At 68.3% G+C, this 15752-nt stretch carries 14 protein-coding genes and 1 tRNA gene; 11 read left to right on the forward strand and 4 right to left on the reverse strand.

The window, feature by feature from the left end:
* On the reverse strand, positions 1-985 hold a 985-nt coding region (locus LPN03_RS18805; RefSeq protein WP_262455472.1), incomplete at its 3' end, for a PadR family transcriptional regulator.
* A 380-nt stretch (positions 986-1365) separates the two neighbouring features.
* Here LPN03_RS18805 and eno point away from each other — a divergent pair.
* The 9 genes from eno to LPN03_RS18850 all read left to right on the forward strand — a co-directional run bounded on the left by eno (position 1366) and on the right by LPN03_RS18850 (position 10139).
* On the forward strand, positions 1366-2646 hold the full coding sequence (eno, locus tag LPN03_RS18810) for a phosphopyruvate hydratase (protein WP_262455473.1): 1281 nt from the start codon (positions 1366-1368) through the stop codon (positions 2644-2646).
* A gap of 198 nt (positions 2647-2844) precedes the next feature.
* The gene (locus LPN03_RS18815; protein ID WP_262455475.1) at positions 2845-3627 is read left to right on the forward strand and encodes an FtsB family cell division protein; all 783 of its coding nucleotides are present in this window, start codon (positions 2845-2847) and stop codon (positions 3625-3627) included.
* A 207-nt stretch (positions 3628-3834) separates the two neighbouring features.
* The gene (locus LPN03_RS18820; RefSeq protein WP_165181387.1) at positions 3835-4470 is read left to right on the forward strand and encodes a DUF501 domain-containing protein; all 636 of its coding nucleotides are present in this window, start codon (positions 3835-3837) and stop codon (positions 4468-4470) included.
* A gap of 46 nt (positions 4471-4516) precedes the next feature.
* Entirely contained in the window at positions 4517-5473 is a 957-nt protein-coding gene (locus LPN03_RS18825; RefSeq protein ID WP_165181388.1) for a Ppx/GppA phosphatase family protein, read from the forward strand.
* A 47-nt stretch (positions 5474-5520) separates the two neighbouring features.
* The gene (locus LPN03_RS18830) at positions 5521-6852 is read left to right on the forward strand and encodes a S8 family serine peptidase (protein ID WP_165181389.1); all 1332 of its coding nucleotides are present in this window, start codon (positions 5521-5523) and stop codon (positions 6850-6852) included.
* Positions 6853-6928: 76 nt separating this feature from the next.
* Positions 6929-8410, forward strand: a complete 1482-nt coding sequence (locus LPN03_RS18835) for an NAD(P)/FAD-dependent oxidoreductase (RefSeq protein ID WP_262455476.1) — start codon at positions 6929-6931, stop codon at positions 8408-8410.
* Between the two features lie 126 nt (positions 8411-8536).
* Positions 8537-9037 carry a GNAT family N-acetyltransferase gene (locus LPN03_RS18840; protein ID WP_262455477.1) on the forward strand — a complete coding sequence of 167 codons (501 nt, stop codon included), beginning with the start codon at positions 8537-8539 and terminating at the stop codon, positions 9035-9037.
* Between the two features lie 81 nt (positions 9038-9118).
* Positions 9119-9194 (forward strand) — tRNA-Leu (locus tag LPN03_RS18845).
* A gap of 99 nt (positions 9195-9293) precedes the next feature.
* Positions 9294-10139, forward strand: coding sequence for a Bax inhibitor-1/YccA family protein (locus LPN03_RS18850; RefSeq protein ID WP_262455478.1), 846 nt, complete (start codon positions 9294-9296; stop codon positions 10137-10139).
* Between the two features lie 75 nt (positions 10140-10214).
* Here LPN03_RS18850 and galK read toward each other — a convergent pair whose 3' ends face one another.
* From galK to LPN03_RS18865, 3 genes are read right to left on the reverse strand one after another with little or no spacing between them, the layout of a single operon-like run.
* Complete coding sequence (gene galK / locus LPN03_RS18855; protein WP_262455479.1) at positions 10215-11375, reverse strand: galactokinase; 1161 nt, start codon at positions 11373-11375, stop codon at positions 10215-10217.
* Entirely contained in the window at positions 11372-12550 is a 1179-nt protein-coding gene (gene galT / locus LPN03_RS18860; RefSeq protein ID WP_262455480.1) for a galactose-1-phosphate uridylyltransferase, read from the reverse strand. The genes galK and galT overlap by 4 nt, the downstream gene beginning before the upstream one ends.
* The gene (locus LPN03_RS18865; protein WP_165181395.1) at positions 12547-13374 is read right to left on the reverse strand and encodes a DeoR/GlpR family DNA-binding transcription regulator; all 828 of its coding nucleotides are present in this window, start codon (positions 13372-13374) and stop codon (positions 12547-12549) included. The genes galT and LPN03_RS18865 overlap by 4 nt, the downstream gene beginning before the upstream one ends.
* A gap of 158 nt (positions 13375-13532) precedes the next feature.
* Here LPN03_RS18865 and LPN03_RS18870 point away from each other — a divergent pair, with 158 nt between their 5' ends.
* Together LPN03_RS18870 and LPN03_RS18875 are read left to right on the forward strand one after the other, a co-directional pair.
* Entirely contained in the window at positions 13533-14489 is a 957-nt protein-coding gene (locus LPN03_RS18870) for an aldose 1-epimerase family protein (RefSeq protein WP_262455481.1), read from the forward strand.
* 120 nt (positions 14490-14609) lie between these two features.
* On the forward strand, positions 14610-15752 hold a 1143-nt coding region (locus tag LPN03_RS18875; RefSeq protein WP_262455482.1), incomplete at its 3' end, for an AI-2E family transporter.

Genomic DNA, 15752 nt, shown 5'->3' on the forward strand with positions numbered 1-15752 from the left:
CTGCGAGCAGCTTGTAAATGGTGCGGCGGGCGGCGTCGAGGGCCTCGGTGGTGGCCTTCACCTGTTCCTCCGTGCCGGCCAAGCCGATCTGCTGCACTGCACCCATCAGCTTGCTGATGCTTTGGCGCAACTCGGTGCCCGCACCGGCTTCCTCGCTGACGTCGGCCCAGACCGCGGCCATTTCCTCGGGGTGCTCGGACACGTACGTGCGCCCGGCCTCCGTCAATTCAAATTCGGTCCGCTTGCCCTTGCCGGTGGACTCGATGAGCCCTTCGGCCTGCAATGAGGCCAGGGCTGGATAGATGGATCCGGGGCTGGGACGCCATGCGCCGTCGGTGTGGGTGGCGATGGCGCCGATCATGCTGTAGCCGTTGTAGCTGTGCTGGCTAAGCAGCGAAAGGATGGCGCTGCGCACGTTGCCCTTGCGGACACGCCCGCCACGGCCGAAACCGCCCTTGAAGCCCGGGCCGAAGCCGCCCAGTCCGGGACCGAATCCAGGACCAAATCCAGGGCCGAATCCGCGGCCCGGACCGGGGCCAAAACCGCGGCGCGGGCCAAAGTCGCCATGCGGGCCAAAGTCGCCGTCGTCGTCCTGGGGAGCGGAGCCGCCTCCGCGCGGGCCGAAGCCCGGGCCGAAACCAGGCCGGAAGCCGGGGCCGAAACCTCCGCCGCGCGGGCCGAAGCCCCGTCCGAATCCTGGGCGGAAATCGCCATGCGGGCCATGGTGGTGGCCGGAATCGTCGTCTGGGCAGTCGTCATCGTGCGCGCTGTGGTGCTCGGCACTGTGGTGCTCGAAGTCGTCGTGGTGCTCGGCGCTGTGGTGCTCGAAATCGCCGTGGTGGCCGTGGTGCGGACCGTGGTGGCCGGCGTCGGGCCCGCCAAAGACGGGCCCGCCAAAGCCGGGCCCGCCAAAGCCGGGCCCGCCGACGTCCTCCGGCAGTCCGCCAGCGGGATCATTGTCTTGTTGGTTGTTGATGTCATTCATGGTGGAAAGTCCTTGATTTTTTGGGAATGGTTTGGGGATGGGGCCGTTCAGGGGGTTCGGCCGTCGGTTGCCCGGGTGTCGTGATGGCAACCCGTTCACCGATAGTTAACGATATATCGCTATTCTCATAAAGAACAAGAGTTGGAGCGTAATTCCCAGCAAATTGACAGGGATTCAGTCACGCGCCCGGCAAGGGATTGCGGCCTCCACCTGCAGCATCGGTGCAAGTTCCCCGCAACTTCCCGCAGGTTCCCCGCAACATTGCTCGTGAAGGGACGCTGCCGGCGTATTAAAGAGGGCCGGATCACGCCGAGCAGTTAGGATTGTCCCGACAGCGAGGTCGACCTATATCCGCTCGAAGCTCAAAAAAGGAGCAATACGTGGCACTCATTGAAGCCATTCACGCACGCGAAATTTTGGATTCCCGGGGAAACCCGACCGTTGAGGTCGAGGTGCTCCTGGCCGACGGTTCAGTGGGGCGCGCAGGCGTCCCCTCCGGCGCATCCACGGGTGCCTTCGAGGCAGTGGAGCGCCGCGACGGCGACAAGGCCCGCTACCAGGGCAAGGGTGTTTTGCAGGCAGTCGAGGCCGTGCTGGAGGCAATCGCCCCGGAACTGGTGGGCATTGACGCCACCGAGCAGCGCCTCATCGACTCCATGATGCTGGAACTGGACGGCACCCCCAACAAGGGCAAGCTCGGCGCCAACGCCATCCTGGGCGTTTCCCTGGCCGTGGCCAGCGCCGCCGCAGTCTCCGCGGACCTGCCGCTGTACCGCTACCTGGGCGGCCCCAACGCCCACGTCCTGCCCGTGCCGCTGATGAACATCCTCAACGGCGGCTCCCACGCCGATTCCGACGTCGACATCCAGGAATTCATGGTTGTCCCGTTGGGCGCGGCCACCTTCAGCGAAGGGCTGCGCTGGGGCGTTGAGGTCTACCACAACCTCAAGTCCGTGCTGCAGGAAAAGGGCCTCTCCACCGGCCTGGGCGACGAGGGCGGCTTCGCCCCGAACCTGCCCTCCAACCGCGCTGCCCTGGACCTGATCCTGGAAGCCATCAAGCGCGCCGGCTACGAGGCAGGCAAGGACGTTGCCCTGGCCCTGGACGTTGCCTCCTCCGAGTTCTTCAAGGACGGCACCTACCAGTTCGAGGGCAAGTCCCTCACGGCCGCCGAAATGAGCGCCTACTACGAAGAGCTGGTCCGCGACTACCCGCTGGTCTCCATCGAGGATCCCCTGGATGAGGACGACTGGGAGGGCTGGAAGACCCTGACCGACGCCATCGGCGACAAGGTCCAGATCGTGGGCGATGACCTCTTCGTCACCAACCCGGAGCGCCTGGCCCGCGGCATCGAGTCCAAGACGGCCAACTCGCTGCTGGTGAAGGTGAACCAGATCGGCTCCCTGACCGAGACGCTCGACGCCGTTTCCATGGCCCAGCGCGCCGGCTACACCACCATCACCTCGCACCGCTCCGGCGAAACCGAGGACACCACCATTGCGGACATCGCCGTCGCCACGAACGCCGGACAGATCAAGACCGGCGCGCCGGCCCGCTCCGAGCGCGTGGCCAAGTACAACCAGCTGCTTCGCATCGAAGAGGACCTCGAGGACGCCGCCCGCTACGCCGGCCGCAGCGCCTTCCCGCGCTTCAAGGCATAGCCCCACCAGGCCCCAAAACAGCAGCCGACGGCGCAACATCCCGGCACACGGGGCGCCATCGCCGCGCCAATGGCGGCTGGCGGGCCGGCAACTGGCTAAGGTGGAATACACACCTAAGCCACGTTGCCGGCCCGTCCGGGTTTAACGGCCCGGTCGGCCCCTCCCGCCCGGGGCAACCGCAATAGTTTCAGGAGAACCATGGCCACGCGTCGTCCCAAAGTGCCCAGCGCACAGTTCCATGCCGGGGTGAACGGCGCGCCGGGGCAGGCGGGCAAGCCGGCCAAGGGCGGGGCCGCCAAGGACGGGTCCGCCAAGGACGCGGCTGCCAAGGACACGGGCCACACAGCCCCCGGCCATGCGGGTCACGGCCCCACAGCCCACGGTCCCACAGCCCCCAAGGCCGGGCACGTGCCCGCCGGTTCCGGGACCGCCAACCCCAAGAACGACGACGGCGCCCGTGCGGCAGGTGCCACTCCCGTCCCGGCCAGGTCCTTCAACGGGCGGCTGCTGGTGGTGGGTCTGGTCATGGCCGTCCTGACAGTGCTGCTGGCGCCGAACATCCACACCTTCATGCAGCAGCGATCGGAAATCTCCGCCCTCAAGCAGGACATCGCCACCAAGACGGCGCAGCAGGGTGCCTTCCAGCAGGAGCTGGCCCGGTGGGACGACCCCGAATACGTCAGGCAGCAGGCCCGCGACAGGGTCAGCATGCTGATGCCGGGGGAGACGGGCTACTGGGTCTACGGCGCCAACGGCCTGGCCGGTGCGGACGGGACAGCGGCCACGACGGGGACGGCCACCTCCGCGAAAAACGCCACCGTTGTCACCACCCAGCCATGGGTGGACGGGCTGTGGGCCTCGGTCCAAAAGTCGGCCGAGGTCAAGGTGTCGGCCGCAGCTGCATCGCCCAAGGCTGCAACCCCCAAGCCCTCAACGCCGTCGCCCAAGGCCACCGCGCCGGCAACGACGCCCGCGGGATAGCACCACGCCCGCGGGATAGCACCACGACGCCCGCCGTCCACGGTAAAATGGCAGCTTGACCCCGGTTGCCCGGGGTGAACCCCGGAAGCCAAGGAACCAAGGAAGCCCCGAAAGTCCCAGACGCCAAGGGGCCGCCGTCGGACATCACAGGGGCCCCGGACAGCCAACCGGGACCCCGCAGCAGAACAGCCCCAAGGAAAGGCCGCCGTGCCCGCAACGCCCAGCCCCGCCGCAAGCGGGCGCACGCCCACGCAACACGATCTCGACACCCTCAGCCGCCAGCTCAACCGGCCGGTCCGGGACGTGGTGGAAATCCCGGCCCGCTGCGTGTGCGGCAACCCGCTGGTGGCCGCCACGGCGCCCCGGCTCGGCAACGGCATCCCGTTTCCCACCACGTTTTACCTGACGCATCCGGTGCTGACGGCGGCGGCGTCGCGCCTGGAGGCGGCAGGGCTGATGAATGAGATGACGGAACGGCTGGACAGCGACCCCGAGCTGGCAGCCGCCTACCTGGCCGCCCACCACGCCTACATTGCCGCCCGCCAGGAAATCGGCGAACGCGCAGGCACCGGCCCCGTTCCGGAAATCGACGGCATTTCCGCCGGCGGCATGCCCACCCGCGTCAAGTGCCTGCATGTGCTGGTGGGCCACGCGCTGGCGGCCGGTCCCGGCGTCAACCCCCTCGGCGACGAGGCGGTGGCCGCGCTGGCCCCCTGGTGGACCCCTGACCAGTGCCGCTGCGCCGGCGCCTGGGACGATTCCGCCGCAGTCCCCAGCAGGGACCTCAGCCGCCACGTGAAGAACCTCAATGCCAAGAACGACGGCGGCGCCCAGGCCGGCTGACTGCCCGCCCGTCCCGAAAATCCACCCCAACTCAAAGGTTGCAGACATGCGCGTAGCCGCGATCGACTGCGGAACGAATTCCATCCGCCTCCTCATTGCCGATGTCACCACGGCCAGCGGCGCCACCACGCTCACTGACGTGCACCGGGAAATGCGGGTGGTGCGGCTGGGCCAGGGCGTGGACGCCACCGGCATGCTGGCGCCCGAGGCGCTGGAGCGCACCTTCGCCGCCGCGGAGGATTACGCGGCACTGATCCGGGCCAACAACGTGGAGCGGGTGCGGTTTGTGGCCACGAGTGCCACGCGCGACGCCGGCAACCGGGACGTGTTCGTTGACGGCATCAAGGCCCGTGTTGGCGTGGAACCGGAAGTGGTCTCCGGCGCGGAGGAAGCTGCGCTGTCCTTCGCCGGGGCCGTGAGCGTGCTGCCTGCGCTGGATGACGAGCTGGTCCTGGTGGTTGACCTGGGCGGCGGCAGCACCGAGTTTGTGGTGGGCAATTCGCGCGGTGTCCAGGCCGCAACCAGCACCGACATGGGCTGTGTGCGCTTCACCGAACGCTACCTGCGCAGCGACCCGCCCACGGAAACGGAAGTTGCGGCAGCGGAGGCCGCCGTCGAAGCCAAACTGCTGGACGTGCTGGCCGGGGTGCCCCTGGCCGACGTGACCCGGGTGGTCGGCGTGGCCGGCACGGTCACCACCATCACGGCCCAGGCCCTCGGGTTGGCGAGCTATGACCGTGAGGCGATTCATGCCGCCGTCGTGCCTCTGGACAGGGTGGACCTCGCGGCCAGTGAGCTGCTGGGAATGACGCGGGCGGAACGGGCGGCGCTGGGGTTCATGCACCCCGGCCGGGTGGACGTGATTGGCGCCGGCTCGCTCATTTGGCGCACCGTGCTGCGCAGGCTTGCCATCCTCACCGCGGGGCGGATTGCGTCCGCCACCACCAGCGAGCACGATATTCTGGACGGAATCGCCCTGGGAGCGGCCGGGGACCTCCCCTGACGGGCCGCACATCCCCGCACGGGAACCAGCAACGGAAACGAGCGTCCATGCCTGAAGTGACATGCCCGCCGCACGGTCGCGCCCGCAGGTTCAGGGCGGCGTCGCTGTCCCTGGCCCTCGCGGCCGCAATGGTCTTCGCCGGGGCCGCCGCCGCGTCCGCGGACGACATCCGCAGCCGTGAATACTGGCTGGGGCAGTACGGCATCACGCAGGCCTGGAATGTGTCGCAGGGCGAAGGCGTCAAGGTGGCCGTCATCGACAGCGGCATTGACTCCAGCCACCCCGACCTGAAGGGTGCCGTGGCCGGCGGCATCGACATGTCCGGTTCCGGCGCGGCCGGGGGCACCAAGGGCGTGGGGGCCGAACCCGAGCACGGGACCCTGGTGGCCACCATGCTTGCGGGCCGCGGCCACCCCAGCCCGTCGGCCACCGGCGGTGCCACGGGTGCCGCGGGCGCCTCGGGCCAGGTGGGGGCCGGGCCCGACGGCGTCATCGGCGTGGCGCCCAAGGCGGAGCTGCTGAGCATTTCCGTGTGGCTGGGCAGCGAGAACCCTGCCGGGAAGAACATTGACGACCAAATCCCGGCGGCCGTGCGCTGGGCCGTGGACCACGGCGCCAAGGTCATCAACATGTCCCTGGGCAGCACGTCCACCGCCTGGCCGGAGAGCTGGGACTCGGCTTTTGCCTATGCCGAGGCGAAGGACGTGGTGATTGTGGCGGCCGCCGGCAACCGCAAGTCGGGCAGCGAACAGGTGGGCGCACCGGCCACCATACCCGGCGTACTGGCTGTGGGCGGGCTGGACAAGGACGGCACGGCCAGCGTGGATTCGTCCTCGCAGGGCATCAGCATCGGCGTCAGCGCCCCCGCCGAGGACCTGGCTGGCGGGCTGCCCGGCGGCGGCTACGCCCGGTGGAGCGGCACCAGCGGCGCGGCACCCATAGTGTCCGGGGTGGCGGCCCTGATCCGTTCCAAGTATCCGCAGATGTCCGCCGCCCAGGTGATCAACCGCATCATCTCCACGGCCAAGCCCAAGGGCGGCGGCACGCCCAACGCGATTTACGGCTACGGCATCCTCGACGCCGAAGCCGCCCTGACGGCCAACGTGCCGCTGGTGCAGGCGAATCCGCTGGGCAGCATTGCGGACTGGATCCGCGTCCACCGCCGCGGCCAGGTTGCGCCGCCGGCCAAGGGCGCCACGGTCAGCACCGCCCCCGCCACGGAGCCCACCCTGAGCGACAGGCCGGTGCCCAAGGCCCTCGATGCGGCCAAGCTGACCAGTGCCGCGCCGCAGGCAATCGTGCTGGGTTTTTCCGGCCTGCTGGTGCTCATCCTGGCGGGCGGGGCCACGCACCTTTTCCTGGCCCGGCGCAAGCACTGACACCGCGGAACGCCGTCGATTACGTCCCCGTGTAACTCACAAGTGAATGTTTTCACAAAGGTTGTATGATGGAGTCATGGCACACACTCCCACATTTTCAGACCGCCCGCGCGTCCTTGTAGTCGGCGGCGGCTACGTAGGCCTCTACACTGCATTCAAGCTGCAGAAGAAGATCGCAAAGTCCGGTGGCATCGTCACCCTGGTCGACCCCCTGCCCTACATGACGTACCAGCCGTTCCTGCCCGAGGTGGCCGGCGGCAACATCGAGGCCCGCCACGCCGTGGTTTCCCACCGCAAGCACCTCAAGCAGACCGAGCTCATCCAGGGTTCCGTCACCGCCATTGACCATGAGAACCGCAAGGCTGTTGTGGCCCCGGCCGACGGCGGCGCACCGTTCGAGCTGGGCTACCACGACGTGGTCGTGGCTGCCGGTGCCATCACCCGCACCTTCCCGATCAAGGGCCTGGCCGAGTCCGGCATCGGCCTGAAGTCCATCGAGGAAGCTGTTGCCCTGCGCAACCAGGTCCTGTCCCTCATTGAGAAGGCCTCCACCGAGACCGATCCGGCCAAGCGCCAGCGCGCCTTGACCTTTGTTGTGGTGGGTGGCGGCTTCGCCGGCATCGAGACCATCGCAGAGCTCGAGGACATGGCCCGCGACGCCGTCAAGCTCAACGACCGCGTGGAGCAGTCCGAACTGCGCTTCGTGCTGGTTGAGGCCATGGGCCGCATCATGCCCGAGGTCACCGAAGCCCAGGCCATCTGGGTTGTGGAGCACCTGCGCAGCCGCGGCGTGGAGGTGCTGCTGAACACCTCGCTGGCCAATGCCGAGAACAACCACCTCCAGCTCATCAACATGGCTGACAAGTCCCCTGCCGGCGAGTTCGACGTCGACACCCTCATCTGGTGCGCCGGCGTCATGGCCAACCCCATGGTCCGCTCCACCGACTTCCCGATCGAGCCGCGCGGCCGCGTCTCCGTGAACGTGAACCTGCAGGTTTCCGGCGAGTTCGGCGTCATTGAAAACGCCTGGGCAGCCGGCGACGTTGCAGCCGTCCCGGATGTCACCGGCGGCCTGCCGGACGGCACCTGCGTGCCCAATGCCCAGCACGCGCTGCGCCAGGCCAAGCGCCTCGCCGCCAACCTGTGGGCCAGCCGCTTTAACAAGCCGCTCAAGGGCTACAAGCACAAGAACCTCGGTGCTGTTGCCGGCTTCGGCCAGTGGAAGGGTGTTGCCAAGATCATGGGCATCCAGCTTCAGGGCCCGCTGGCCTGGGTGGCACACCGCGGCTACCACGGCCTGGCCATGCCCACCGTGGAACGCAAGTACCGCGTGCTGACCGACTGGTTCGTCGCCATGTTCGCCGGCCGCGACCTCACCCAGCTGGAAAACCTGGCCGACCCGCGTGGCTCCTTTGTTGCCGCCGCCACCCCGAAGCCCAAGCCTGCGGCTGCCGCCCCGGCCCCGGCTGCCGCCCCGGTGGCCGAAGCTCCGGCCGCTCCGGCTGACGCTGCACCGGCCGAGGCTGAGGCCAAGGAAGAGGCCACTGCCTCCAAGTAGTCCCCGTCTCCACGCCCGACGGCGGCCCTCCCCACCTGCGGGAGTGCCGCCGTCGGCCGTTAAAAGGCAGAACGTGGCCGGGTTCCCTGGCGCAGCTGCCGCAGCGCGGCGGAATAGACTGGCCCGATGATGATTCGTCGAGAGCGGGCCCCCGACCGGCCGGAAATCCTGGCACTCATCGAGGCCGCCTTCCCGGAGGGTGTCGAGGCCCACCTGCTCCGGGAATTGTTTGCCGCCCGGGAATACATCCCCGAGCTGTCCCTCGTGGCGGAATCCCCGGACGGGGCCGTCCTGGGGCACGTCATCAGCACCCGCGCCTGGATTGGGGACACCCCCGCGCTCGGCCTGGGTCCGCTCGGCGTGCTCCCCGCGCGGCAGGGCCGGGGCGTGGGTTCGGCCCTGGTCAAGGCCTCCATCGGTGCTGCGAACGGCCTGGGGGAGCCGGCCATCGTGTTGCTGGGCAGCACCGAATATTACCCGCGTTTTGGCTTCGTGCCGGCGGATTCAGTGGGCATCGCCTCGCCCGACCCGTCCTGGGGCTCCCACTTCATGGCGCTGCCCCTGGCCGCCTTCCACCCTGGCATCCGCGGGCGTTTTCGCTACGCCGAACCCTTCAACAGGCTCTGACGGCGCGCAGCCGCACCGGTTCCGGCGCCCTCACCGAATCCAGTAATGTTAAACAAGCAGCCCGCACGCGTGCGTCCCTGCGCCCCAGTAGCCCAATGGCAGAGGCAGTGGACTTAAAATCCATTCAGTGTCGGTTCGAGTCCGACCTGGGGTACCAGACAACTAATCCCGTACAGGGAACCAAAATTAGTGGCCACACGTGGTACTGGGTAGACTGAAAAGACTATTTACCCCCTATTTCGGAGGAATCAGCACCATGGCACTTGGTGGAAACCCGGTCTTTGCCAACAACAAGAATTTCAAGGACTCGCCGGCCGTACGGCGCGGCTTCCTGAGCGGCGGCACGGACACCATGGGTGCCCAGGGCCAGTTCTCCGCCCAGCAGCTGCAGGACATGTACAACCAGCCGTCCGCGAATGCGCAGCAGACCGGCCGCATGACCTACGACGACGTCATCATGAAGACCGTGGGCACCCTCGCCCTGGTCCTCGTGGGCGCCGCACTGGGCTGGATCGTGCCAATCCTCATGCTCCCGGGCATGATCGTGGGCCTGGTCCTGGGCCTGGTCAACTCCTTCAAGAAGCAGCCCTCGCCAGCACTGATCCTGTGCTACGCCGCCTTTGAGGGCATGTTCCTGGGCGGCCTGTCAGGCTTCCTCGAGAACATGTACCCCGGCATTGTGCTCCAGGCCGTGATCGGTACGCTGAGCGTGTTCGCCGTGACGCTGGTGCTGTTCCGCAACGCCAAGGTCCGCGCCACCCCGAAAATGACCCGCTTCTTCATGATTGCGCTGGGCGGCTACGCGCTGTTCTCGCTGATCAACCTGGGCATGATGATGTTCGGCGCCACCAGCAACCCGTGGGGCATGCGCGGCATGGACATTCCCGGCACCACCATTCCCTTCGGCTTTGTCCTGGGCCTGCTCGCCATCGGCCTGGCCGCGTTCTCGCTGATCGTGGACTTCACCTCCATTGAGCGCGGCGTCCAGAACGGCCTGCCCGCCAAGTACTCCTGGACGGCCGCCTTTGGCCTGACGGTTACCCTGGTGTGGCTGTACGTGGAGATCCTGCGCCTGCTGGCCGTTCTGCGAGGGAACGACTAACTCCAAAACAAGACGGGCCTCGACAGGCTCGACCACCGGTGGTCGAGTCTGTCGAGGCCCGTCTTTTCGCTTAAGCTACAGCACCCGGAGAGCGCCCTGGGCGGGGGAGACGGCGAAGATGTCCGGGGCCGTGAACCCGGCTGCGGCAAAGGCGCCGACGACGGCGGCGCGCACCGCGGGCTCTTCGGCCGCCGGGATGAGCGCGATGGCAGAACCGCCGAAGCCGCCGCCCGTCATGCGCGCCCCGAGGGCGCCGTGGGCCAGGGCCGTGTCGACGGCCAGGTCCAGCTCCTCGCAGGAAATCTCGAAGTCGTCCCGCATGGAGGCGTGGCTCGCGGTGAGCAGCGGACCAATGGCGCGCGGGCCGGCGTCGTCCAGCACGGCAACCGTGTCCAGCACGCGCTGGTCCTCGGTGACAATGTGGCGCACCCGGCGGTAGGTTTCCGGGTCCAGCAGGCCGGCGGCCTCGGGCAGCTCCGCCGCGGTGACGTCGCGCAGGGCCTTTACGCCCAGCACCTCCGCGCCCAGCTCGCAGGAGGCGCGGCGGGCCGCATAGCCGCCGGTGGCGTGGGCGTGCGTGACCTTCGTGTCCACCACCAGGATGAGCAGGCCGTTGGCGGCGAGGTCCAGCGGGACCAGCCGGGATTCCTGCGTGCGGCAGTCCAGGAACACGGCGTGCCCCTCGGTGGACAGGAGCGAGGCCGACTGGTCCAGGATGCCCGTGGGCGCCCCGACCACCTCGTTCTCGGCCCGCTGGCCCACCAGCACCAGTTCGTTCGCGGAGAGCCCGGCCCCGGCCAGCTCGTTGAAGGCGGAGGCCACGGCGCACTCGATCGCGGCGGAGGAGGACAGCCCGGCCCCGGACGGCACCGTGGAATGCAGGAACAGGTCAAAGCCGCCAATCCCCACGCCCATCTGGCGCAGCACCCAGACCACGCCCAGCGGATAGGCCGTCCAGCCGTCCATGGTGTCGTGGGAAAGCGTGGACAGGTCCACCGTTTCCATGCCGGCGTCGCCGTAGCTGGAGAGCAGCCGTGCTGTGTTGTCGCCGCGGAGGCGGACAGCCACGCAGGCGGCCCGGTCGATCGCGAACGGCAGCACAAAGCCCTCGTTGTAGTCCGTGTGTTCGCCGATCAGGTTGACGCGGCCGGGCGCGGACCACACGCCGTCGGGGGCGTGTCCAAACGCGGTGGTGAAGGCCTCGGAAATGGCTTCCGGGGTCAGGGGCTGGTTCATTTGACGGTGACTTTCGGCTCAGTGCCGGCCGCGGGCGCGAAGGCGGCGGCCTGGGAGGGGGCAGGTGAAATGGCGGGTGCGGTGGACACCTGGCGCAGCACGGCGGCCGTGTCCTCCGGGGTGGTGTCGTTGATGAATGCACCCATGGCGGCCTCGGAGCCGGCCAGGAACTTCAACTTGTCCGCCGCGCGACGCGGGGACGTCAGCTCCAGGTGGAAGCGGCCGGCCGGGCGCAGCAGGGAATCCAGGGGTGCCTGGTGCCAGGCCGCGATGTACGGGGTGGGGGTGTCATAGAGGTTGTCGAGGCGGCGCAGCACGTCCAGGTACATGACGGCCAGCTCGTCCCGCTCGGCATCGTTCAGGGCGGCAAAGTCCGGCACGTGGCGGTGCGGGGTGAGGTGGATTTCCAGGGGCATGTGGGCGGCAAACGGCACATAGGCGCTGAAGTGCCGGCCCTGGGCGATCATCCGCTCCCCGGAGGCGGATTCCTGCTCCACGATCGAGCCCAGCAGCGTCTCACGCCCGTCCGAGGCCTGGAAGTGCGCCAGGGCCGCCGCCGCCATGACGGCGCTGCGCGGCGGCACGTACGAATATGCATAGATCTGCCCGTGCGGGTGGTGCAGCGTGACGCCGATTTCCTGGCCCCGGTTTTCAAACGGAAATACCTGCTTGACGCCGGGTAGTGCGCTCAGGGCCTCGGTGCGGTGGGCCCAGGCATCAATCACGGTGCGGGCGCGCTCTGTGGACAGCCCGCCGAAGGATCCGGTGTGTTCGGAGGTGAAGGCCACCACCTCGCAGCGGCCATAGGCGCGCCCCAGCGTGCCCCAGCCAGGGTGCTCCGGGATGGTGCCCACGGCCGGGCCCAGTGACGGGAAGCGGTTTTCAAACACGGCCACGTCGTACGCGGAGTCCGGGATCTCGGAAAGGTTGGCGCCCGTGGTGGGGCACAGCGGGCACTGGTCGGCCGGGGGCAGGTAGGTGCGTGTTTGGCGGTGCGCCGCAACGGCCACCCAGTCGCCGGTCAGGGCGTCAAAGCGCAGCTCGCCGGTGTTTTCCTCCGAGCGCGGGTCCAGCGGACGGGTGTCCACGGCCGCGTGGGAGTGAGCCGCAGAGCCCTCGTCAAAGTAGATGAGCTCGCGCCCGTCGGCCAAGCGGGTGCTGGTGGCAATCGTCATGAGGACTTCCTGGTTTGGTTCTTGGTGGTATCGGCCGGAACGGCCACCGCTGTGAAGGTGGGCACCCGGGAAGCAAACAGCTCGCGCGTGGCCGGGGCGGCGCCGTCGTCCGTAATGATGGTGTCCACGGCGGAAAGCGGGGCGATCGTGGCCAGGGAGCGGACGTGGAACTTGGAGCTGTCCGCCAGGACCACCAGGCGGCGGGTGGATTCGATGAAGGCGGCGTTGGTCTCCGACTCCAGCAGGTTGGGCGTGGTCAGGCCGCGGTCCGCGTCCAGCCCGTGCACGCCCATGAAGCAGATGTCAGTGTTCAGGGTGTGCAGTGCCGCGCGGGCCACGGGTCCCACCAGGGCTTCCGACGGCGTCCGCTCACCTCCCGTGACAATGACCTTGCAGTCGGCGCGTCCCTGCTGGTGGTAGAGGAGCTCGGCCACCTTGAGCGAGTTCGTGACCACGGTCAGGTGGCCCAAGCCCTCCAGCGCCGCGGCCAGGTGCACGGCCAGCTGGTAGGTGGTGGTGCCGCCGGTCAGTGCCAGGGTCATGCCGGGGCGGACCAGTTCCAGGGCCTCGCGGGCAATGGCGAGCTTGGCGTCCAGCTCCTTGTCCACGTTCAGCAGGAAGCCCGGTTCCAGCGCACTGAGCCGGGCCAGCCGCGTGGCGCCGCCGTGGATCTTGCGGGCCAGGCCGTTCGCGTCCAGGGATTCAATGTCCCGGCGGATGGTCATTTCGCTGACGTTCAGCGCTGCCGCGATGTCTGCCACGCGCACGGCTTCGTGGACCTGAAGCTGCTTGAGGATGCGTGCCTGGCGTTCGGGTGCCAGCATGTTAGCCCCTGTCTTGTTGAATGCCGTTGGAGTGGATGGTGCTTGAAATGTTCAAAACACATACTTTCAAACAAAATCTTACATTAACTACAACTTTTCGGCAGTAACATGGGCAAAAATAGGCGAAGTTTCCGCACACCGCGCGGTAGCGTTGCACCATGAGTACACCCCTTGCGGAAAGCGGCCCGCGGGCTGCCACGGGCCCCCAATACACCTTGCGCCGCGCCGGAGCCACCGCCGTGGTGGTTTCCCTGGCGGCCGGGCTGCGGCACTATGACCGCGGCGGCGTGGAACTGGTGGAGTCATACGGCGAATCCGTGATTGCACCGGGCGCCGCCGGCATCACCCTGGCGCCCTTTGCCAACCGCGTGGACGGCGGCCTCTGGCACCTCGATGGCAAGGCGCAGCAGCTGGACATCACCGAGGTGGCGCGCAACAACGCCATCCACGGGCTCCTGCGCAACACGGGGTATGCCCTGCTGGAGCAGTCCGAAAGCCACGTGCTGCAGGAGGCCGCCATCCACCCCCAGCACGGGTACCCGTTCCTGGCCCGCCACCAGGTCCGCCACGAACTCACCCCCTCCGGGGCGCTGCGGGTGTCCCAGACCCTGGTCAACGATTCCCCCGAACGGGCGCCCTTTGTGCTCGGCGCGCACCCGTACTTCCGGCTCGGCGATGTGGACACGGAACAGCTGTCCATCACCGTCGACGCCGCCACCTGGCTCGCCGCCAACGACCGCATGATCCCCACGCAGGCCCTGCCCGTTGACGCCGCCCACGACCTCCGCCACGGCCGCCCCGTCGGGGAACTGCGCATGGACACTGCGTTCACGGACCTCGCGTTCACGGCTGTTTCCCCGCAAATTTCCCCGCACGACGGCGTTGCCCGGCACACGCTGTCGGCCCCGGACGGGCGCAGCGTAAGTTTGTGGCACGATTCCTCCGTGGCCTACGTCCACGTGTTCATCACCCCGGACTTCCCGGGCCGTTCGCTGGCCGTGGCCATGGAACCCATGACCGGCCCGGCCAACGCGTTCAATTCCGGCAACGGGCTCAGGTGGCTTGAACCGGGGGAATCGTTCACCATGCGGTGGGGGATCGACTCCGAGCTTTAGGAGCCGACTCTGAGCTGCGGGGCCCGCGGGCCCGGGCTGCGCGGCCCGTGCACCAGCGGCCGCGCGCCGGGAAATGGACGCGAGTTTAAGTATTGCTGCCACATGGGGAATTATTGGTCCATGATGCCTTTGCAGCAGGAACCCGAGGGCCGGCTCCCCGCCAGGCCCCCCGTTGTCCCGTTCGGCATGGTGGCGGCAGGCGCCTGGGCCTGGCGCGTGGGGCTGGTCCTGGTGGTTGCGGGCATGCTCGTGTGGCTGCTGTCCTACGTGACCATCCTGGTCATCCCGCTCATGGTGGCCGCCCTCATTGCCGCGCTGCTGCGTCCCGTGGTGCGCTGGCTGCGCAGGATCGGCCTGCCCAACGGGCTGGCCGTGGCCGTCACGGAACTGGGGCTGCTGGCCCTGGTGCTGGGCGGGCTGTACGTGGCCGGCCGGCAAATGGTTTCCGGCATCGCCGACCTCAGCAAGCAGGCAGTGACCGGGCTGATCCAAATCCAGGCCTGGCTGACCTCCGGCCCCCTGGGCCTGAGCGACAACCAAATTGACACGTACCTGAAGGACGCGCTCGACGCCCTCCAAAACAACAGTTCGGCCATCCTCTCCAAGGCGCTGGGCATCGGCACCGGCTTCGGCCACTTCGCCGCGGGCCTGCTGCTGACCCTGTTCATCCTCATTTTCTTCCTCCTTGAAGGCGATCGGATCTGGTCCTTTGTGGTCAGGTTCTTCCCCCACCGCGCCCGCCCCGCCGTGGACGGTGCCGGCCGGCGCGGCTGGCTGTCCCTGGGCAACTACGTGCGCGTGCAGATCCTGGTGGCCGCCGTGGACGCCGTCGGCATTGGCGCCGGTGCCGCCATCATCCAGGTCCCGCTGGCTCTGCCGCTGGGCGTGTTGGTCTTCGTGGGGTCGTTCATCCCCGTGGTCGGTGCGCTCGTGACGGGCGCCGTGGCCGTGCTGTTGGCGCTTGTGGCCAACGGCTGGGTCAACGCGCTGATCATGCTCGGCATAGTGCTGCTGGTCCAACAGGCCGAAAGCCACCTGCTGCAGCCGTTCATCATGGGCCGGGCGGTCAACCTCCACCCCGTGGCCGTGATCCTGGCCGTGGCCGCCGGCTCCAGCGTGGCCGGCATCCTCGGCGCCCTGTTCGCCGTGCCGGTGCTGGCCTTCGCCAATTCCTTCATCCGCTACATCGCCCAACGCGGCTGGACCGCCGATCCCGCCCTGGCCGGGCTTTGGGGAATGCCCGACGGCGGCGCCCCCGCGACC

Origin of the sequence: Arthrobacter sp. A2-55 (assembly GCF_025548615.1) — a bacterium.
GTDB lineage: Bacteria > Actinomycetota > Actinomycetes > Actinomycetales > Micrococcaceae > Specibacter > Specibacter silviterrae.

Excerpts from the sequence above, each read along its gene's own strand:
- LPN03_RS18815 (WP_262455475.1), top strand. The coding sequence starts at position 2,845 with ATGGCCACGCGTCGTCCCAAAGTGCCCAGCGCACAGTTCCATGCCGGG.
- galK (WP_262455479.1), bottom strand. The coding sequence starts at position 11,375 with ATGAACCAGCCCCTGACCCCGGAAGCCATTTCCGAGGCCTTCACCACC.
- LPN03_RS18830 (WP_165181389.1), top strand. The coding sequence starts at position 5,521 with ATGCCTGAAGTGACATGCCCGCCGCACGGTCGCGCCCGCAGGTTCAGG.
- LPN03_RS18865 (WP_165181395.1), bottom strand. The coding sequence starts at position 13,374 with ATGCTGGCACCCGAACGCCAGGCACGCATCCTCAAGCAGCTTCAGGTC.
- LPN03_RS18850 (WP_262455478.1), top strand. The coding sequence starts at position 9,294 with ATGGCACTTGGTGGAAACCCGGTCTTTGCCAACAACAAGAATTTCAAG.
- galT (WP_262455480.1), bottom strand. The coding sequence starts at position 12,550 with ATGACGATTGCCACCAGCACCCGCTTGGCCGACGGGCGCGAGCTCATC.
- LPN03_RS18840 (WP_262455477.1), top strand. The coding sequence starts at position 8,537 with ATGATGATTCGTCGAGAGCGGGCCCCCGACCGGCCGGAAATCCTGGCA.
- LPN03_RS18870 (WP_262455481.1), top strand. The coding sequence starts at position 13,533 with ATGAGTACACCCCTTGCGGAAAGCGGCCCGCGGGCTGCCACGGGCCCC.
- LPN03_RS18835 (WP_262455476.1), top strand. The coding sequence starts at position 6,929 with ATGGCACACACTCCCACATTTTCAGACCGCCCGCGCGTCCTTGTAGTC.
- LPN03_RS18825 (WP_165181388.1), top strand. The coding sequence starts at position 4,517 with ATGCGCGTAGCCGCGATCGACTGCGGAACGAATTCCATCCGCCTCCTC.